Below are 18244 nucleotides of genomic sequence, written 5' to 3'. Positions count from 1 at the left end.
CGGCCCACCCGACCGTGACGCGCAATCCTGTGCGCTCGCGCTCTCGTTGCCGGATTGGTGGTGGCGCAGGCACTAACCTCACAGTGGAGGTTCCACCATGCGTTTCGCCCCCTACCTGCTGCTCCCGTTCCTGCTCGCCTGCTCCGAGCCGGCGCCGCCGACCGCGGCCGAAGCCGACCTGCAGGCCGTGCGGGCCGTCGCCATGTCCGGCGAGGCCCTGAGCTGGGAGGCATTGCGCATCCATCCGGCGCTCATGCAGCGCCCCTGCTCCGTCGGTACTTTGGTGAACGAGGAGGCGCAGATCGTCGGCTATTGCAGCCGTGGCAAGCAGTGCCGGACCAATGATTGGCGCCCGGTGATGGATGGCTGCGAGGCGGCGCGCGCGCCCGGCTTGAGTCCCGCCCCGCCCGGCAGTGCGCTGGAGGTTGCCAACCGGCGCTAGAACAGATGACGGGAGAGCATGAACGCTCGGACCCCCGCATCGGCGCTGGAACCGATGAGCGACAGCGGTGCGGCGTACGCTTCTGAACGCAAGCCGCTGTAGCGCCGCGATCGTCCTGAGTGGAAACACGCAGGGCCTGAACAGGTGGCTCGACAGAGACCGGACCAAGGCTGCCCTGATGCGGTCAGCGCAACCTTGGTCCAGCCCCGGCTCAGCGCCGGGTCTCCGGCATGTGGCCCAGCGTGCCGGCGTATTTCTCCTGGTGCTCGGCCGGCAGGAACTCCGTCTCCAGCGCGCGGATGCGATCGAAGCCGGCGAACAGATGGACATTGCCCAGGGGATGCACCTTGGTCCGCGCATCCACCGCGGCCTCGGCCAGCGCCCCTTCGGTCTTCATCGCCACCGCCAGGTCGTGCACCGCCATGATGGTCTGCCGTAGCACCGCGCCGGGCAGGATGGTGACGGCGATGCCGAGCTCGGCCATCTCCGCCTCCGACAGCCGGGGCGAGATGCCGGTCTGGTTGTAGAGGATCGGGCCGCGGACCCTTTTGCAGACCTCGGCGATCTCTGGCTTGCTGGCCGGGCCCTCGACGAAGGCCATGTCCGCCCCGGCCTCGAGGAACAGGTTGGCGCGGGTGATCGCCTCCTCCAGGCTGCCGCCATGCGCGCCGCGGGCATCGGTGCGGGCGATCAGGATGAAGTCGGGGTCGAGCGCCTGCCGCGCCGCATGCGCCGCGCGGATCTTGCCCACCGCCTCGGCGCGGTCCACCACCTCCCGCCCCGCCACATGGCCGCAGCGCTTCGGCGCCACCTGGTCCTCGACATGCATCCCCGCCAGGCCGGCACGGATGTACTCCTCCACCGTGCGGACCACGTTGATGGCGTTGCCGAAGCCGGTATCCGCATCGGCGATCACCGGGGCGCGCACGGCGCCCGCGATCAGCTTCGCGTTCAGGGCCATCTCGGTCAGGGTGATCAGCCCGGCATCCGGCAGGCCGAGCAGCGAGAGCGCGGTGCCGTAGCCCGTCATGTACAGCGCCTCGTGCCCCGCATGCTCCAGGATGCGGGCGGTCAGTGCGTTGTAGCAGCCGGGCAGCACCAGCGGCTTGCCAGGCGCCATCATGGCGCGCAGCCGGGTGCCGGGACGGGCGGTCTGGCCGAGGCCGAGGCGCATGCGGGTCACTCCCTTGGACGTTTCCCGAAGCCTGCGAGCGGCCCCGGCCCCGGTCAAGCGATGCCACTTGCGGCGGCCGGCGCAGCGGGTACATGCGCAGGGTGCTTCACCTGATCAAACTGTCGGTCGGCCCAAAGGATGTCGGCCAGCTCCGCGACATCCAGGCGCGGCGCGCCGTGGCGGACCCGCCGCTGCGGCACCAGACCCGCATGGTTCCGAAACGGGCGGCGGAGATCCTCGAGGGTGGCTCGATCTACTGGGTAGTCGCCGGCTTCCTGCAGGTGCGCCAACGCATCCTCGACATCCGTGAGGAGCGCTGGGACGATGGCAGCGCCTGCGCCGGGCTGGTGCTGGACCCTGTACTGGTCCCGGTGGCCGCGCGACAGACCCGGCCCTTCCAGGGCTGGCGCTACTTGGAGCCCGCCGCCGCCCCGCCCGACATCACGGCGGGCAACGTGGCCGAGGGGATCGAAGCCCTGCCCGAGAAGCTGCGGCAGGAATTGCGGGCACTCGGCCTGTTGTAGTCAGCCGAAGCTCCGCACCAAGGCCAGGGCCGCGAGGCCAACCAGCAGCGCCGGCAGCAGCCGGCCCCGGCCGGCCCACCAGGTCAGCAGACCGAACGCCAGCCGGGCCAGCCGTGCCGCCAGCGGCACCCTGCCGCCGCTCCGCCCGGTGCCCCGATGGCCAGCGCCACGAAGGCCGCCAGCGTCGCCTGGCTGACCGCCGCGGCCCAGGCCACCAGCGGGTGCTCCGGCCGTAAAGCGCCGGCGACCAGCAGCCCCGCCGCGCGCAGCAGCAGCATGGCCAGGGCGCTGAGCAGCAGCGCGAGGTCAGGCCCGGCCACGCCATCCCACCAGAAAGGCCAGCGTCCCGCCCAACAGCCCCGCCGCCAGCAGCCCCCAGGCCGGCGGCAGGACCAGGGCCAGGGGAGCCGCCGCCACCCCGGCCAGGATCGCCCGGCGGGAGGCGCCGGTGCGCAGCTCGGCCGCCAGCAGCAGGGCAAAATAGAACGGGTTGGCAAACAGCAGCGCCGCCAGCAGCGGCGCATCGAGCAGCGGCGCCGCCAGCCATCCCGCCAGGGTCGCCACCCCGGCCACGCCCCAGGAGACCAGGGCGAAGCCGAGGAACCAGCCCAGCCGTGCCGCCGGCGGCAGCTCCGGCAGCACCCGCATCGCCGCCGCCCAAGGGGTGATGGCGATGAAGGGCAGCGCCAGCCAGCGTCGCGCGGCCAAGGACGCCAACCAGGGGGCGATCGCCAGCGCCATGGGCAGGAAGCGCGCATTCGCCGCGGTGGCGCCCAGCACCGCGCCCATGACGTCTGTGTCACCCGCCTGCAGCAGGACCAGCTGCCCCGCCATGCCATAGACGAACAGCGATGCCCCCAGCGCCCAGGCGGGACCGAGCCCCGCCGCCGCCACCGCGGCGCCGAAGGCGAGAAAGCTCACCCCCATCGCGATAGCGGGAGCGCCCAGCGCCGCGGCGGCGCCCGCCCGTAAGGCTGGGCCGCGGCGAGGAGGGTCAGGCTCGGTCGGCATCGGCTTCCGTCATCCTTCCGGTCCGCGGCGGCGGCCGCGCCGCATGGCGGGGCTGTAAGCCGCGGCCCTTGCGCATGGCGAAGGCTTAAGCGGCAGCCGCGGACTCCGGCAAGCCAGGCCATGCGAGAAGCAACGATCCGGCCAAGGCCGCGCCCGACACCTTCCCCGATCTGCTTCCAGGATTCCCCATGCGCCATCTCGTCGCCTTCTCGCTCCAGAAGCGGGCGCTGGTGATCCTGCTCTTCATCGCCTTCCTCGGCATCGGCTTCGCCGGCTTCCGCCAGCTGAACATCGAGGCCTATCCCGACCCGGTGCCGCCGACCGTCGTCGTCATCACCCAGAACCAGGGGCAGAGCGCCGAGGAGATCGAGCGCTACATCACCGTCCCGATCGAGGTCGGGCTGTCCGGCATGCCGAACCTGGCCAAGGTGCGCTCGACCAGCCTGTTCGGCCTCTCCGTCGTCTCCGCCCAGTTCACCTTCGCTTACAACTACGAGCAGTCGCTGCAGCAGGTGCTGAACCGGCTGAGCCAGATCACCCTGCCGCCCAGCGTGCAGCCGCAGATCAGCCCCTGGTCGCCGATCGGCGAGATCCTGCGCTACCGCATCGTCGGCCCGCCGGGCTTCTCGCTGACCGACCTCAGGGTGCTGCAGGACTGGGTGCTGCAGCGCCGCTTCAAGCGGGTGCCGGGCGTCATCGACGTCACCGCCTATGGCGGTCCTACCAAGGCCTACAACGTCGTCATCGACCTGCCGAAGCTGAACGCCTTCGGCCTGAGCCTGCCGCAGGTGGTGCAGGCGATCGGGAACGGGGATGCGACGACCGGCGCCGGTATCGTCGATATCGGCCCGCAATCGGCCGTGGTGCAGGGCGTCGGCCTGATTCTGCTCGATGGACGACGTCCGCAACGTGGTGCTCGGCGCCAGCAACAACCTCCCCGTCCTGCTGTCGGATGTCGCCCGGGTGGAGGTCGGCAACCTGCCGCGGATGGGCTTGGCGGGGCAGGAGGCGGACGACGATGTCGTCATGGGTGTCGTCCTGATGCGCCGCGGCGAGCAGACCATGCCGACCATCCGCGCGGTCGAGCGCGAGGTCGCCACCATCAATGCCGGCGGCGTGCTGCCCCCGGGCGTGCGGATCGTGGCGATCTACGACCGCAAGGATCTGGTGGAGGTGACCACCCACCACGTGGTGAAGAACATCATCATGGGCATCCTGCTGGTGGTCTTCATCCAGTGGCTCTTCCTCGGCGACCTGCGCGGCGCCATCGTGGTCGGTGCCACCATCCCCTTCGCCTTCTTCACCGCCGTCATCGTCATGCTGCTGCGGGGCGAGAGCGCCAACCTGCTCTCGCTTGGCAGCCTCGACTTCGGCCTGCTGGTCGATGCCACCGTCATCATGGTGGAGAATGTCTACCGCCACCTGCACCTGACCCAGGCGGCGCATGGCCACCGCATCGCCCATCCGGCGGCGCCGCGCGGCCTCTCGGGCGTGCCGCTGGTGGTGCTGCGCGCCTCGAACGAGGTCTCGACCGCGATCTTCTTCTCGGCGCTGATCATCGTCGCCGCCTTCATCCCGTTGTTCACCATGGGCGGGATCGAGGGGCGGATCTTCGGCCCGATGGCCAAGACCTATGCCTACGCGATCGGCGGCGCGCTGTTTGCCACCTTCACCGTCGCTCCCTGCGCTCGCCGGCACCCTGTTCCGCGACGACACGGTCGAGAAGGTGATGCCGATCGTCCGCTGGCTCGGTCGCGCGCATCTCTTCCTGCACGGGCTGGCGATGCGGCGGCGGGTCGCCACCATCCTGGTCAGCGCCGTCCTGCTCGGCGGTGCGGTGCTGCAGTTCAGCCGAATGGGCGGCGAATTCCTGCCGACGCTGGAGGAAGGCAGCATCTGGATGCGCGCCACCATGCCGGCCACCATCTCGCTGGACGAGGGCAACCGGGCGGTGAACCGCATGCGCCTGGTGCTGAAGGAATTCCCCGAGGTGATCACCGTCACCTCGCAGCAGGGAAGGCCGGATGACGGCACCGACAGCGCCGGCTTCTTCAATGCCGAGTTCTTCGTTCCCCTGAAGCCGATGGACGAATGGACCACGGCGAAGACCAAGGACGAGCTGGTCGAGAAGATCCAGGCCCGGCTGGGCCAGGAGTTCATCGGCGTCGACTTCAACTTCTCCCAGTACATCTCCGACAACGTGCAGGAGGCGTCGTCCGGCGTGAAGGGCGCCAACGCGCTCAAAGTCATCGGGCCGGAGCTCGACGTGCTGGCCCGGCTGGCGGAGCAGCTTCGCGCCCAGATGGAGAAGGTCGACGGCATCGCCGACCTGGCCGCCTTCCGCACCCTCGGCCAGCCGACCGTCTCCATCCGCATTGATCGGGCGCGGGCGGCGCGCTACGGCCTGGCGATCAGCGACATCAACCAGGTCATCCAGGCGGCGATCGGCGGGCAGGAGGCAGCGCGGCTGTACGAGGAAGGCGGCGACCGCAACTTCCCCATCACCGTCCGGCTCGACCTGCCCTATCGCAGCAGCCTCGACGCCATCCGCCGCGTGCCGGTCAGCCCACAATCGGGGGCGACCCTGGGCGACGTGGCTGATATCCGGCTAGTCTCAGGCGCCAGCTACATCTACCGGGAGGATGCCTCCCGCTACGTGCCGGTGAAATTCTCCATTCGCGGCCGCGACGCGCAGAGCGCGGTCGAGGAAGCCCAGGCGCGGGTCGAGCAGCACGTTACGCTCCCGCCCGGCTACAAGCTGGAATGGGTCGGTGAGTTCCGCAATCTGCAGGACGCCATTGCCCGGCTGCAGGTTGTGGTGCCGATCGCCCTCGCGCTGATCGGGGTACTGCTCTACGTCCAGTTCAGCTCGCTGCGCGATACGCTGCTGATCTTCGGCCTGCTGCCGCTGTCCTGCATCGGCGGCGTCACCGCGCTCGAGCTCATGGGGCTGCATTTCAGCGTCCCCGCCGCCATCGGCTTCCTGGCGCTGTTCGGCATCACGGTGATGGAGGGCATCATCCTGCTGTCCCATTTCCATGGGCTGCGCGATGCCGGGATGCCCTGGGGCCAGGCGCTGGACCAGGCGGGCGTCGACCGGATGCGGCCGGTGATGATGACCTGCCTGGCGGCCATGGTTGGCCTGCTGCCGGCGGCTGTCGCCACCGGCATCGGCTCCGACCTGCAGAAGCCGCTGGCGGTGGTCGTCGTGGGCGGCACCACCCTGTTGCCGGTCTTCATCCTGGTGGTCTTCCCGGCGATGATCGACCTGTTCGGCAAGCCGGCCGCGCTGCGCCGCCAAGCGCCGCGCGGGGCAGTCATCGCGGCCGAATAGAGCGGATGGCGGCAAGCATGAAGGCTCGGACGCCTTGCCCGCTCCTGGAAGCCGCAAGCCGCAGCGGCGCCGCGTTCATCGTCGAGCGCGAACCGCAGCAGCACCCCGAAACACGAAAAGCCGGGCTATGGGCCCGGCCTTCCGATCCGTCCGCCTGACGAAGGCGCTCAGCGCGCGGCCGACTGGCTCCGAAGCTCGCGCGCCCGGGCGAGGACCTTGTCCTCCATGTCCGCATTGGTCGAGGCCGAGACTGGGCTGTCCACCCACTGGCCGCGTTCCAGGGTCTGGCGGAACAGCTGGACCTTCACGCCGTCCGAGCGCAGCTGCCGGCCCAGCACATAGGCCTGGGCGCGGAAGCGCTCATTCGTCGCCCCGGCCGGGGTGTACCAGTCGGTGATGATGGTGCCGCCGAAGGGATCGGCCGAGGCCAGCGGCATGAAGGACAGGGTGTCGAGCGTGGCGCGCCAGAGATAGGCGTTCACTGACAGACCGGCGGCGCCGCCGGCGGCCGCGGCTTCCCGCGCCTCCCGGTCCTTGTCCACGCCGAAGACCACCAGGCCGGCATTGGCCCCCTGCGGCCGGTTGCGGGCGCGGCCGCCCCGGTAGTCGCCATATTCGTCGTTGTTGACGAGGCGCTGGTTGGCATCGCTGCAAGCTGCAAAGCAGCGGCAGGGTGATCGCGACGGCGGCGAGGAAGGGTTTCATGGCGGGCGCACTATGGGCAAGTCCCGGCGCCAGGCAAGCCTGAAAGCGGCAAAGTAACATTGCCTGCAGGTGAAACATGCAAAAGGGGCGGCGGATCGCTCCGCCGCCCCCTTGTCTTGGCTGGGCCCGAAGGCCCGGCCGATCAGAAGGCGATACGGGTGCCCAGGATGAAGACCTTCGCGGTGGCCTTGTCCTGCGTGCCCGGGTTGGACGGGTTCAGGTCGCGGCCGCGCTCGGCAACCGTGTAGCTGCTGTACTCGGCCACGATGTCCATGCCCGGGGCGATGCGGTAGTTGCCGCCGATGCCGTAGCCGAGGCGACGCATCAGGCCGGCACCGAAGCCGGCGCTGCCCGGGGCGGCGGTGTTGGCGACCAGGCCGCTCTTGCTGCCGGCGTCGGCCGAAGCCGCGCTGAAGCTGCTGCGGCTGGCGCCTTCGACCGTCTGCATCACGTAGTTGCCGCCGAAGGTGAACGGACCCGCGGTGTAGCTGGCGCCGGCGAAGAACTGGTCCATCGGGCGGTCACCGCGGAAGGTGTTGCCCCAGAAGAAGTTGCTGTCGCCGTGCTCGTACTGCGCGCCGACGGTCAGGCCGTAGGCGGTCGCCTGGGCGCCGACCTGGTAGACGTTCAGGTTGTTGAACACGCGGGCTTGCGTGCCGGCCACCGGGGTCAGCTCGCGCGCTGCACCGGAACCGACATAGCCACCGGTGACGGACAGGCCGACGCCGGCCAGGCTGCCGCGCCAACGGGCCGCGCCCTGCCACTCGTTGCGGCGGGCCGAGAAGTTCGGGCCGGCGGCCGCGATGCCGACGCCGCTGGCGCCGGTGAAGGCGTAGGAGCTGTCGCAGTAGCCGCTGGACTGGTTGGTCGAGCAGCCCGTGTCCTCGCCTTCGTTGTAGTTGAACGCGAAGGAGCCGCCGAAGTCGAAGCCGAAGAACTGCGGCGACAGGTAGATGATCTTGGTGTTGTCGCCCAGCGCGCCCGGCGAGGTCGTGGTGCGGTCGTTGGCCTGGCGGGTCACGAAGGACTCGCGGTCGCCGTACACGCCGCCGGTGCCGAAGTTGGTGATGACGCCCGAGTTCATCAGGCCGCCGACCGGACCGTCCTCGTCACCGAAGCGCAGCTGGCCCCAGGTCGGGGAGGCGACGAAGGCGTACCATTCGTCGATGCTGGCGGTGGTCTTGCCGGTGCTCGCCCGCTGCTGGACGATGTTGCGGCCTTCCTGCTGATTGAAGGCCATCTCGATCACGGCGCCGTAGGACAGGCCGTTGGCGGTCTTGCCGTTGACGAAGACATGCACTTCGCCGTCGGTGCTGAAGTCGTTCTTCGACAGGCGGGCCTGGTTGCCCGCGGCGGCGTCGGCCGGCAGGTTGCCGGTGGCGCCGGCGGTGCCGGTGGTCAGGGTCGAGCCCGCCGTGCCCGGCGCCGTCGAGTTGCGGCCGGTCTGCTGCGTGTAGCCGTAGTAAGCCCGGAAGAAGCCGCCGATCCGGACGGTCGGGGCTTCCTGCGCCGCCGCGAAGGACGGGGCCAGGAGCGCCGCGCCGACCACCGCGGTCGTGCCCAGCAGAATCTTACGCATATCAATCCTCCTCACGCGCCGGACACGCCCGGCTGTTCCCTTGACCCACCTGCCCCCTGACAGGAAGGCCACCCCAGGACGGCATGCGCCGGCCCGGAGGCGCCTGGGCCCTGCCCGACTATGGTGCAGCGGAACAATTGGCGGCAACCGCCCGGATGAAGGAACCGCGACTTCCCCGAAACACTGTGGCCCGCCCGCCACATGCGCCCGACGCATCCGTGTTACGCGCCCCGCGGGTGGCCGAGACCGGATATCGCCGCAAAACCCGCCGCCCAGTGCGGCAGCCGCCCGGCGGTCGCCCCCGCCACGCCGCCGAGCGCCACCACGGGCCGCCCCGCGTGGCGCGCCAGGGCTGCCCAGCGCAGCGGGCCGAGCGCCGGAGCGCCAGGATGGCTGGCGGTCGGGAAGGCCGGGGAAAGCAGCACCGCGTCGGCGCCGAGCCGCCGCGCCCGGGCCAGGCCGGGCCTGCCATGCGCCGCCAGCGTCAGCAGCAGCGGCCGCCGCCGCTGGCGCGCCAGCAGGAAGGGCAGCAGCCCCGTGCTGGCGCGCCGGTCCGGCAGGTGCAGCCCGGCGCCGTGGCGCAGCGCCAGCCTGCCATCCCCCGCCACCACGAGGGAGAGGCGCCGCCGCCGGGCGATGGCGGCGAGCCCGGCCAGCACCGCCGGCGCCAGGCCGCGGGCCAGCACCGTCGCGCCGGCCGGCAGTCCTGCCGCGGCGGCGCGCGGGTCCGGCAGCCGCTGCGGGTCGCTGAGCAGCCAGAGCCGGGGCAATCCCCGGCTCGCTGCCCCAGGCTGCGGCTTGAGCCGGCGGGCCGCCGCCTCTAGCGTCCGCATCGCATGACCGATCCCGAAGACATCGCCCGCAACCTCGCCAGCATCCGCGCCAGGATCGCCGAGGCAACTGCCCGCGCCAACCGCCCGGCCGGGTCGGTGAGCCTGGTCGCCGTCTCGAAGACCCATCCGGCCGAGGCGGCCGCGGCGGCGCTGGCTGCCGGCCAGCAGGTCTTCGGCGAGAACCGGGTGCAGGAGGCGGCGGGCAAGTTCCCTGCGCTCCGCTCCGCCTGGCCAGAGCTGCGGCTGCACGTCATCGGCGCGCTGCAGACCAACAAGGCGCGCGAGGCGGTGCGGCTGGCCGATGTGATCGAGAGCCTGGACCGGCCGAAGCTGGCGCATGCTTTGGCCGAGGCGATGGCGAAGCGAGGGCCGCCGGCCCGACTGCCTGGTGCAGGTGAATGTGGGGAGGAGCCTCAGAAGGCCGGCATCCTGCCCGCCGAGACCGACGCCTTCCTGCGGACCTGCCGCGAGGAGCTCGGCCTGCCGGTGACCGGCCTGATGTGCATCCCGCCGGCCGAGGGCGACCCGCGGCCGCATTTCGACTGGCTGGCGGCGCGCGCCGCGAAGCACGGGCTGCCGGTGGTCTCGATGGGCATGAGCGGCGATTTCGAGGCGGCGATCGGCTGCGGCGCGACGCATGTCCGCGTCGGCTCGGCCATCTTCGGCACCCGGGCCTCGAGCGGGCCGCCGCCCTCCGGCGGGACGCCCCGGGCGGCGGACGCGGGGCGCGGTGCCGGCCGTCAGGCCTGGCCCGCGGGGACCGGGCCGACCGGAAGATCAGCAGGATACCGCCGAGCAGGAAGGCCACCACCGCCGGCTCGTCCAGGCCCAGGCTGCCCAGCCCGGCACCCACGGCCAGCAGCAGGGCGGCAGTCGGCAGGGCATTCTCGAGGATGCGCGCGGAAATTGGTTGCATGACCCGGGTTTCTCCACCTTGCGGGATTGTTGCTTGGACCTGACCGAGCTGTAACCCGGTCGCCCGCAACCTGCCGCCCCCGCGACTCCCGGTCCAGCGGAAAACGTGTCAGCCTGGCCGGACCTCGATCCCCGTCAGCCCCGCCGCCAGCGCCGCCCGCAGGTCGCGCTCGGTCAGGGCGACGCAGCCCTCGGTCGGCGCCAGGTCGGGCCGCGCCAGGTGGAGAAAGATCGCGCTGCCGCGGCCGCGCACCACCGGCTGGTCGTTCCAGCCGAGCACGCCGACCAGGTCATAGAGCGCATCCTCGCGCCAGAGATGCTCGTGCCGCCCCCCGTAGGGCAGGCGGACCCGCTGGTTGTAGGCGCGATCGGCCGGGTCGTCGCACCAGCCATCCGTGGGGGAGAGCGGCTCGACCGGCACCCGGCTGGCCGGGGCGGCGAGGCGATCGGCGCGGTAGAACAGGCGGCGCAGCGGCAGCACGCCGACCGGGGTGGCGCCATCCCCCTCCCGCTTGTCGGCGCGTATGCCGCCCTTGCCGAGCGTGCAGCGCCAGGCATGCGGGCCGAGCCGGAGGATGCCCTCCGGCCCCACGCTCGCCAGCCCCGGATCGGGCCGCATCAGGCCAGCAGATGCCCGAAGCGGCGGGCCTTGGTTTCCAGGTAGCCGTCGTTGACCCCGTTCGGGGCGAAGGAATGCTGCACCCGCCCCTCCACCACGATGCCGCAGGCTGCCAGCGCCGCCAGCTTCTCGGGGTTGTTGGTCAGCAGCCGCACCCGCTCGATGCCCAATTGCTGCAGCATGGTGGCGGCAACCAGGAAGTTGCGCTCATCCGCGCCCCAGCCGAGGGCGCGGTTGGCGTCCAGCGTATCCAGGCCGCCATCCTGCAGCGCATAGGCGCGGAGCTTGTTGACCAGGCCGATCCCCCGGCCTTCCTGCGCCAGGTAGATCAGCACCCCGGCGCCATCCGCGGCCATGCGGCGGATCGCGCCCTGCAGTTGCGGCCCGCAATCGCAGCGGAGCGAGCCCAGCAGGTCCCCGGTGAAGCATTCCGAATGCATGCGGGCAAGCGGCGCGGTCCCGCCGGCCAGCGCGTCCTCAGGCCGGCCGACCAGGATGGCCAGGTGCTCGATCCCGCCATCGGCGGCGCGGAAGGCGACGATACGGGCATCCGGCGCGGCTTCCAGCGGCACCGCGGCCTCGGCGACCTTGCGCAGGCTGGCCGCGGCGCCGGCGGGATAGGCAAGGATCTGCCCGGCCTCGACCGAGAGCAGGTCATGCCGCAGCAGAGCGGGGGCATCCCTGACCGGTGCCGCGACCAGGGCCGGCAGCAGCCGGCCGAGCTTGGCCAGGGCGAGCGCGGCGCCGGCCAGGGGTGGGGGGCGCCAGCCGGTCCGGGCGGGTGCCCTCCGGCAGCAGGCCCTCGGCAGTGGGGTCGGCCAGGCCGCGCAGGGCCGCCGGCTCGAACAGCGGCGGCGGCAGGCGGAAGGCGACCGCGGCCTCCTCCGCCACCGGCCGCAGGGCCGGAAAGGACCCGGCCAGGGGGCGAAGGCGGCGGCGCGGGCCGGGGCCAGCAGCAGCACCGGCGCGCTGCGGCCGAGCGCGGCGATGGTCGAGAGCCCGGCCGCGCCCACGGTCTCCGCCGCGGAGACCAGCAGCGTCTCCCCAGCCCCGCGCAGCAGGACCGGCGTCCCGCGGCGCAGTTCGGACGCCGCGCGGTGCACCGCGCGCAGCCCGAGCGCGACGTCGTCCGGCCCGGCGGGGGCAACCGGGTCTGTATCCAAGGGAACTGGGATGGTCATGCTCACGACTGTAGGTCCAAGGTCCGCGCATGGCGCCCCGGAATGTGGCACCGAAACGGCGGCTGACAGGAGGGTGAACGAAATATTCCATTTCGCCCGACGTCTTGCGCTCCATAGGATGGGAGCGCCATCTAAAACTTGACAAGGCCGCCACAGCTTCGCCATCGACCCGGGCTAGGCGCGTCGAACTGAACCACTGAGTGACTGGGAGAAGGCATGGCAGGTCCACGCCCCGTGCTGATCGTCGACGATGACGCCGCGCTGCGCGCGACGCTGTGCGAGCAATTGGCCCTGGAAGGCGAATTCGCGCCGGAGGAGGCGGGCACCGCGTCCGAGGCCGAGCAGATCCTGACCGGGGCGAACAGCCGGTTCGACGCCGTCCTGCTGGATATCGGCCTGCCCGACGGCGACGGGCGGGAACTGTGTGTCCGGCTGCGCCGCCAGGGCCTGAAGATCCCGATCATCATGCTGACCGGCGCGGATGCCGAAGCGGATGTAGTGCGCGGTCTCGATTCCGGTGCCAACGATTACATCGCCAAGCCCTTCCGGCTGAACGAGCTGCTGGCGCGGCTGCGCGCCCAGCTGCGGGTCTTCGACAATTCGGAAGACGCGATCTTCGTCATCGGCCCCTATTCCTTCCGCCCCTCCGCCAAGCTGCTGATGGAAGCGGCCCGCAACCGGAAAATCCGGCTGACGGAGAAGGAGAGCGCGATCCTGAAATACCTCTACCGCGCCGGCGGCCGGCCGGTCGGACGGCAGGTCCTGCTGAACGAGGTGTGGGGCTACAACAGCGCGGTCACGACGCACACGCTCGAGACCCATATCTACCGCCTGCGGCAGAAGATCGAGCCCGATCCCGGCAATGCCCGGCTGCTGCTGACCGAGGGCGGCGGCTACCGGCTGGACGCCATGGCGGGCCAGGCCGCGGCCTGACCCCCGCCTGTCACCGGCGGCCGGCGATATTCCTACTCCAACCGGCAGGCCTCGTCGAAGGACAGCCGCGGCGCCCGGGGCTGGTTCCCGGCCGGGTCGGCATGACCCAGGTTGACCAGGAAATTCGACTTCCAGTTGGTCCCGGCCAGGAAGGCCTCGTCCACCTTCCAATTGTCGAAGCCGCTCATCGGCCCGGTATCCAGCCCGACCGCCCGCGCCGCCAGGATCAGGTAGGCGCCCTGCAGCGTGCCGTTGCGGGTCGCGGTCTGGTCGGCCAGCGACCAGTTGTCGGCGAACCATGATTTCGCATCCGCATGCGGGAAAAGCTTCGGCAGCTCGTCGTAGAAGCGGCTGTCCTGCGCGACGATGACGGTGACCGGCGCGCCCATCGTACGCTCGACATTGCCGGCGGACAAAGCCGGCCGCAGCTTCTCCTTGCCCTCCCGCGTGCGGATGAAGACGAAGCGGGCAGGCGAGCTGTTGGCGCTGGTCGGCGCCCATTTCAGCAGGTCGTAAAGCGCCTGCAGCTTGGTGTCCGGCACCGGGCGGTCCTGCCAGGCATAGGCCGTATGGGCCTCGCGGAAGAGCAGGTCGAGCGCGGCGGCGTCCAGGGTCCTGATATCGGGCGTCGTGGGGTCGGTGATCATGCAGGGCCTCCTCGGTCCCGGGCGGATAGCCTGCCCGGGACGGTCGGCGCCAGCGAGGGCGGCCGGATCAGGCGTCCACCTGCTCCACCGCCACCACTTCCGGCACGTAGTGCCGCAGCATGTTCTCGACGCCGTGCTTCAGCGTGGCGCGGGAGGAGGGGCAGCCCGAGCAGGCGCCCTGCAGATGCAGCTTCACCACGCCCTCGCGGAACCCGCGGAAGACGATGTCGCCGCCATCGCCGGCGACCGCCGGGCGGACGCGGGTGTCGAGCAGCTCCTTGATCTGCTCGACCACCTCGGCATCGGCCGGGTCGAAATCGTCCTCGCCATCCTCGCCGGCGCCATCCAGCACCGGCAGGCCGGCGACGAAATGGTCCATGATGGCGCTCAGCACCTGGGCGCGCAGGCTGGCCCAGCCATTCTCGCCATCCTCCGTCACGGTGACGAAGTCGCTGCCGAGGAAGACCCGCGCCACGCCCGGCAGAGCGAAGATGCGGGTAGCCAGCGGGCTGCGGGCGGCGGCCTCGGCGCTGGAGAAATCGGCGGTGCCGCGGTCGCCCATGACATCCCGGCCCGGCAGGAATTTCAGGGTGGCGGGGTTCGGGGTGCCTTCGGTCTCGATGAACATGGCGCGGGTCCTGGCGTTGTTCGCTGCAATCCGGACTAATCTGGTCGGGTTGCCGTGTCGGTGCAACCGGCCGGCTCGCAGGACGGGCCTGCAGGGCGGGGATGGCTCGGCCGCCTCAGGTCACCCGGTCCAGCTCCTTGTCGTCCAGCCCGCCCGGCACGATCGTCATCGGCACCCGGACCCGGCCGGCATAGCGCCCGGTCAGCGCCGAGATCAGCGGCCCCGGACCGCTGCCGCTGGCGGCCGAGGCCAGCACCAGGATCGAGATCCGAGGATCCTCCTCCAGCAGGGCCAGCAGCTCGTCGCGCGGCTCGCCCTCCCGGATCAGCAGGATCGGCAGGCCGCCGGTGATCTCCTGCACCTGCGCGCCGAGGCCGGAGAGCAGCTTCTCCGCCTCCTCCCGCCGCTCCTCGGCCATCAGCACGCCGACGCCGGCCCATTCGATCATGCCCACGGGTTCCAGCACCCGCAGCAGCGCCACCCGGCCGCCGCCGTTGCGGGCGCGCAGGCAGGCGTAGCGCAGCGCCACGTCGCGCTCCGCGCTATCGTCCACCACCACCAGGAAGACGCGGTCCCGCTTCGCCGTCGCCGCCTTCTCCGCCGCGGTCTCGCCCATCAGCCCCTCCGGAACAGGACGCTGCCGAGCCACCCGGCCAGGGCGGCGGCGGCGATGCAGGCGAGACCGTAGAGCAAGGGCTGCGTCTGCGCGACGGTCGCGATGCGGTCCGCGGTGCCGACCCGGTCGACGCGGAAGGCCAGCTCCTGTCGCGCCACGATCCGGCGGGACCGCACCAGCAGCACCTCCACCCGGTAGTCGCCGGTCGGGACCGCCGCTGGCAGCGGCAGCCGGACATAGAACAGCCGGGAGCCCTCGATCTCCATCGGCTCGGTATCCTCGAGCCAGAGGCCGGAGCCGCGTTCCAGCTCCAGCAGCGCGGCGCGGAAGGCAGGGGACCGGGCGCCGGTACTGGTCAGCGGCAGGCTGTCGAGCCCGAGCGCGTTCCGCTGCCGCTCCTCCTCCGGCAGGATCTGCCAGGCGGGGCGGCTGCCAGCGATCACGTAGTAGCCCGGCACCTGGGCGAAGCGCGCGGCGGGGCCGTTGACCCAGACAACCCCGGCGACCGAAACCTTGCGGCGCACCACCACCGGCCGGGTCGGGCCGCGGGCGATCACCAGCACCTCGTCACCGCCCGGGCCGATCGGCTGCTCCGTGCTGCCGAAGACCACCAGGGAAGCGCCGGTGAAGCCGGTGGTGACCTCGATGTCGGTGCGCGACAGGGCGGCGACCAGCGGCACCTCCTGCGCCCGGGCGGCGCAGGGCAGCAGCAGCAGGGCCAGCAGCAGCAGCCGGCGCAGCATCAAAGCGCCGGCCCGGCGCTGAACAGGTTGCCCGGCGGGCGCAGCAGGCCCCAGAGCAGGCTGAGCGCGACGCCGAGCACCAGCAGCCCGAGCAGCGCCCGCGTCTCTTCCCCTTCAGCTTGGTCCCCATCGCCGCGCCGAACTGCGCCCCGGCGACGCCGCCGACCAGCAGCAGCATGGTCAGCAGGATGTCGACCGTTCCGAGCTGGACCGCCTGCAGCAGGGTCACGTTGGCGGCGACGAAGACCACCTGGAACAGCGAGGTGCCGATGACGACCGAGGTCGGCATGCCCAGCAGGTAGATCATGGCCGGGACCAGCATGAAGCCGCCGCCGACGCCCATCACCGCCGAGAGCACGCCGATGCCGAAGCCGACCAGGGCGGGCGGGATGACGGAGATGTAGAGCCGCGACTTGCGGAACCGCATCTTCAGCGGCAGGCCATGCGCCCAGGTATGCTCGTGCAGCTTGCGGCGGACGGTGCCGCGGCGGCGCAGGATGGCCCGCACGCTCTCCATCACCATCAGCGCGCCGACGGTGCCGAGCACGACCACGTAGAAGAGCGAGACCGCGAGGTCGACCTGGCCGATGCGCCGCAGCAGGGCAAAGAGCTGAACGCCTGCGAAGGAGCCGAGGAAGCCGCCCGCCAGAAGCACCCCGCCCATCTTGGCGTCCACATTGCCCCGCCGCCATTGCGCGATCAGGCCGGAGACCGAGGCGCCCAGCGTCTGGTTGGCGCCGGACGCCACCGCGACCGGGGAGGGGATGCCGATGAGGATCAGCAGCGGCGTCAGCAGGAAGCCACCGCCGACGCCGAACAGGCCGGACAGCCAGCCCACGCCAAAGCCGATGCCCATCAGCAGGAAGGCATCCACCGACATCTCGGCGATCGGCAGATAGACCTGCATCGCATGTTCCGGTTCAGCAGCGGGCGGGGGGCATCCGGGGTTTGAACCCGGCTTGTGGCGCGGGCAAGGCAGAATCAATGCCGAATTCGCGGCGGCGCCGCAGCGTGGCGCGGCCGCCATGGTCCGGTCAGTTCCATGCGGTGACATCGAACTTGGTCGCCCGCCCTCGCGTTCAGCGCGCGTACAAGAACCGGGACACCTTAATCATGGTCATTCCAGCTTCCGGCGCAGCCTATGGCGCCGTCGCCCCCGAAGGCGCGCCCGCGCTGCCGCCCCGCATCTCCTGGGGCGCGGTGCTTGCCGGCGGCGTCGTCGCCGTCGCGGTCGGCACCATGCTCAACATCCTGGGCGTGGCGATCGGCGCCAGCACGGTGGATGCGACCGCCGGCGCGACCCCGGCGCGTCCAGCTTCGGAATCGGCGCCGGCATCTGGCTGCTGGTCGCCAACCTGATCGGCCTGGCGGTCGGCGGCTATGTCGCGGCACGGCTCTCCGGCACCGCCGACGGCACCGACAGCGTTCTGCACGGGCTGTCGGTCTGGGCGATCGGCTTCCTGGTCTCGGCCGTGCTGCTGGGCAACGTCATCGCCGGCACCGCCAGCACCGCGGCGCAGGGCGGCGCCTCGCTCCTGGGCGGCCTCGCCCAGGGCGCCGGCAATGCTGCCTCCGCGGCCTCCGGCCCGGCCTCTCGGCTGGCGCAGCAGGTCGACCCCAAGCAGCTGGTCGACCGCGCCCAGGCGGCGCTGCGCACCGGCGGCGACCCCGCCCAGATGACCAGTGACCAGCGCAATGCCGAGATCGCCCAGCTGCTGACCCGCCGGGTGACCGACGGCAACCTGGCCCAGGGCGACCGCGACCGGCTCGGCCAGCTCGTTGCGGCCGAGTACAACATCGCGCCCGACGAGGCGCAGCGCCGCCTGCAGCAGGTGGAGCAACAGGCGACCCAGACGGCGCAGGACGCCGAGCGGCGCGCCCGCGAGGCGGCCGATGCCACGGCGACGGCCGGGGCGGTCGCGGCCTACTGGATCTTCGCGGCGATGCTGCTGGGCGCGGTGGCCGCGGTGCTCGGCGCGCGGATCGGCACGCGAAGCGCGGTGGCGGTCCAGCGCTACGCCTGAACCGCGCGGCGCGGCGAGCGTTGGACAGGCAGAGTAGACTGGAGAATGCCGTGATGCGTGGCCTGTCCACCCTTGCCGTGCTTGCCCTGCTGGCCGGGGCTGCCGCCCCCGCCATGGCGGAGGAAGGCGGCTGCCTGAAATACGGTGCCGCCGGTGCGGTCGCTGGCCACATGGTCGGCAGCGGCCATGGAGTCGCGGGCGCCGCAGCGGGCTGCGCCCTTGGCGCGCATGAGCGCAACAAGGCCGAGAAGAAGGACGCGGCGCAGCAGAAGGCGGCCGCCCAGCAGCAACAGCAGCAGCCGGCCCAGCCCAAGTCGAACTGAGCCGCCGCCGCGT

21 protein-coding genes and 2 pseudogenes are annotated in these 18244 nt (G+C 71.5%); 10 read left to right on the top strand and 13 right to left on the bottom strand.

The features are described 5' to 3' along the window. Window positions 1–97 precede the first annotated feature (97 nt). The gene (locus ACQ86J_RS19190) at window positions 98–442 is read left to right on the top strand and encodes a hypothetical protein (protein WP_431266764.1); all 345 of its coding nucleotides are present in this window, start codon (window positions 98–100) and stop codon (window positions 440–442) included. Between the two features lie 211 nt (window positions 443–653). On the opposite strand, the gene ACQ86J_RS19185 is transcribed toward ACQ86J_RS19190, so the two are convergent. Then, a complete protein-coding gene (locus ACQ86J_RS19185; protein ID WP_431266763.1) occupies window positions 654–1616 on the bottom strand; it encodes an isocitrate lyase/PEP mutase family protein in 963 nt (320 codons plus the stop codon). A gap of 92 nt (window positions 1617–1708) precedes the next feature. On the opposite strand from ACQ86J_RS19185, the gene ACQ86J_RS19180 reads away from it, so the two are divergent. Beyond that, window positions 1709–2140 (top strand): DUF1489 family protein, encoded by a 432-nt coding sequence (locus tag ACQ86J_RS19180; RefSeq protein WP_431266762.1) that lies wholly within the window; start codon window positions 1709–1711, stop codon window positions 2138–2140. 83 nt (window positions 2141–2223) lie between these two features. Here ACQ86J_RS19180 and ACQ86J_RS19175 read toward each other — a convergent pair whose 3' ends face one another. Both ACQ86J_RS19175 and ACQ86J_RS19170 read right to left on the bottom strand, forming a co-directional pair. Beyond that, window positions 2224–2460: a hypothetical protein gene (locus ACQ86J_RS19175; protein ID WP_431266761.1), complete on the bottom strand. Its 237-nt coding sequence runs from the start codon at window positions 2458–2460 to the stop codon at window positions 2224–2226. Beyond that, a complete protein-coding gene (locus tag ACQ86J_RS19170) occupies window positions 2447–3061 on the bottom strand; it encodes an AzlC family ABC transporter permease (protein WP_431266760.1) in 615 nt (204 codons plus the stop codon). Before ACQ86J_RS19170 ends, ACQ86J_RS19175 begins: the two co-directional genes overlap by 14 nt. Before the next feature lie 278 nt (window positions 3062–3339). Here ACQ86J_RS19170 and ACQ86J_RS19165 point away from each other — a divergent pair. The 3 genes and pseudogenes from ACQ86J_RS19165 to ACQ86J_RS19155 all read left to right on the top strand — a co-directional run. Next, window positions 3340–3960, top strand: a pseudogene (locus ACQ86J_RS19165) (efflux RND transporter permease subunit); the annotation flags it as partial. An 82-nt stretch (window positions 3961–4042) separates the two neighbouring features. After that, window positions 4043–4780: pseudogene (locus ACQ86J_RS19160) on the top strand (efflux RND transporter permease subunit); the annotation flags it as partial. Window positions 4781–4880: 100 nt separating this feature from the next. Further along, a complete protein-coding gene (locus ACQ86J_RS19155) occupies window positions 4881–6485 on the top strand; it encodes an efflux RND transporter permease subunit (RefSeq protein WP_431266759.1) in 1605 nt (534 codons plus the stop codon). Window positions 6486–6652: 167 nt separating this feature from the next. On the opposite strand, the gene ACQ86J_RS19150 is transcribed toward ACQ86J_RS19155, so the two are convergent. From ACQ86J_RS19150 to ACQ86J_RS19140, 3 genes are all read right to left on the bottom strand, one after another. After that, entirely contained in the window at window positions 6653–7039 is a 387-nt protein-coding gene (locus tag ACQ86J_RS19150; protein ID WP_431266758.1) for a DUF3576 domain-containing protein, read from the bottom strand. A gap of 293 nt (window positions 7040–7332) precedes the next feature. Then, window positions 7333–8769 (bottom strand): porin, encoded by a 1437-nt coding sequence (locus tag ACQ86J_RS19145; RefSeq protein WP_431266757.1) that lies wholly within the window; start codon window positions 8767–8769, stop codon window positions 7333–7335. A 221-nt stretch (window positions 8770–8990) separates the two neighbouring features. Then, window positions 8991–9602 carry a thiamine phosphate synthase gene (locus ACQ86J_RS19140; RefSeq protein WP_431266756.1) on the bottom strand — a complete coding sequence of 204 codons (612 nt, stop codon included), beginning with the start codon at window positions 9600–9602 and terminating at the stop codon, window positions 8991–8993. 3 nt (window positions 9603–9605) lie between these two features. Here ACQ86J_RS19140 and ACQ86J_RS19135 point away from each other — a divergent pair, with 3 nt between their 5' ends. Beyond that, window positions 9606–10520 carry a YggS family pyridoxal phosphate-dependent enzyme gene (locus ACQ86J_RS19135; RefSeq protein WP_431266755.1) on the top strand — a complete coding sequence of 305 codons (915 nt, stop codon included), beginning with the start codon at window positions 9606–9608 and terminating at the stop codon, window positions 10518–10520. Window positions 10521–10626: 106 nt separating this feature from the next. On the opposite strand, the gene ACQ86J_RS19130 is transcribed toward ACQ86J_RS19135, so the two are convergent. Both ACQ86J_RS19130 and ribA read right to left on the bottom strand, forming a co-directional pair. After that, complete coding sequence (locus ACQ86J_RS19130; RefSeq protein WP_431266754.1) at window positions 10627–11136, bottom strand: L,D-transpeptidase family protein; 510 nt, start codon at window positions 11134–11136, stop codon at window positions 10627–10629. Further along, on the bottom strand, window positions 11136–12299 hold the full coding sequence (gene ribA / locus ACQ86J_RS19125) for a GTP cyclohydrolase II (protein WP_431266753.1): 1164 nt from the start codon (window positions 12297–12299) through the stop codon (window positions 11136–11138). The genes ACQ86J_RS19130 and ribA overlap by 1 nt, the downstream gene beginning before the upstream one ends. A 234-nt stretch (window positions 12300–12533) precedes the next feature. On the opposite strand from ribA, the gene ACQ86J_RS19120 reads away from it, so the two are divergent. Continuing rightward, window positions 12534–13250: a response regulator transcription factor gene (locus ACQ86J_RS19120; protein WP_431266752.1), complete on the top strand. Its 717-nt coding sequence runs from the start codon at window positions 12534–12536 to the stop codon at window positions 13248–13250. 32 nt (window positions 13251–13282) lie between these two features. Here the strand turns inward: ACQ86J_RS19120 and ACQ86J_RS19115 are convergent, their stop codons facing one another. The 5 genes from ACQ86J_RS19115 to ACQ86J_RS19095 all read right to left on the bottom strand — a co-directional run bounded on the left by ACQ86J_RS19115 (window position 13283) and on the right by ACQ86J_RS19095 (window position 16791). Then, a complete protein-coding gene (locus tag ACQ86J_RS19115; RefSeq protein ID WP_431266751.1) occupies window positions 13283–13897 on the bottom strand; it encodes a malonic semialdehyde reductase in 615 nt (204 codons plus the stop codon). Window positions 13898–13964: 67 nt separating this feature from the next. Then, on the bottom strand, window positions 13965–14525 hold the full coding sequence (locus ACQ86J_RS19110; protein WP_431266750.1) for a NifU family protein: 561 nt from the start codon (window positions 14523–14525) through the stop codon (window positions 13965–13967). Between the two features lie 115 nt (window positions 14526–14640). Then, entirely contained in the window at window positions 14641–15141 is a 501-nt protein-coding gene (locus tag ACQ86J_RS19105) for a universal stress protein (RefSeq protein WP_431266749.1), read from the bottom strand. Further along, window positions 15141–15821, bottom strand: a complete 681-nt coding sequence (locus ACQ86J_RS19100; RefSeq protein ID WP_431266748.1) for a TIGR02186 family protein — start codon at window positions 15819–15821, stop codon at window positions 15141–15143. The genes ACQ86J_RS19105 and ACQ86J_RS19100 overlap by 1 nt, the downstream gene beginning before the upstream one ends. After that, on the bottom strand, window positions 15709–16791 hold the full coding sequence (locus tag ACQ86J_RS19095; protein ID WP_431266747.1) for a sulfite exporter TauE/SafE family protein: 1083 nt from the start codon (window positions 16789–16791) through the stop codon (window positions 15709–15711). Before ACQ86J_RS19095 ends, ACQ86J_RS19100 begins: the two co-directional genes overlap by 113 nt. A gap of 206 nt (window positions 16792–16997) precedes the next feature. Here ACQ86J_RS19095 and ACQ86J_RS19090 point away from each other — a divergent pair, with 206 nt between their 5' ends. From ACQ86J_RS19090 to ACQ86J_RS19080, 3 genes are all read left to right on the top strand, one after another. Next, window positions 16998–17243, top strand: coding sequence for a hypothetical protein (locus ACQ86J_RS19090; RefSeq protein WP_431266746.1), 246 nt, complete (start codon window positions 16998–17000; stop codon window positions 17241–17243). 113 nt (window positions 17244–17356) lie between these two features. Further along, window positions 17357–17908, top strand: coding sequence for a hypothetical protein (locus ACQ86J_RS19085; protein ID WP_431266745.1), 552 nt, complete (start codon window positions 17357–17359; stop codon window positions 17906–17908). A gap of 53 nt (window positions 17909–17961) precedes the next feature. Then, entirely contained in the window at window positions 17962–18231 is a 270-nt protein-coding gene (locus tag ACQ86J_RS19080) for a hypothetical protein (protein WP_431266744.1), read from the top strand. The last annotated feature ends 13 nt before the right edge of the window (window positions 18232–18244 follow it).

The sequence above is a fragment of the Dankookia sp. P2 genome (genome assembly GCF_050632255.1).
Lineage (GTDB): Bacteria > Pseudomonadota > Alphaproteobacteria > Acetobacterales > Acetobacteraceae > Paracraurococcus.
This window is presented reverse-complemented; position numbering and strand designations above follow the sequence as displayed.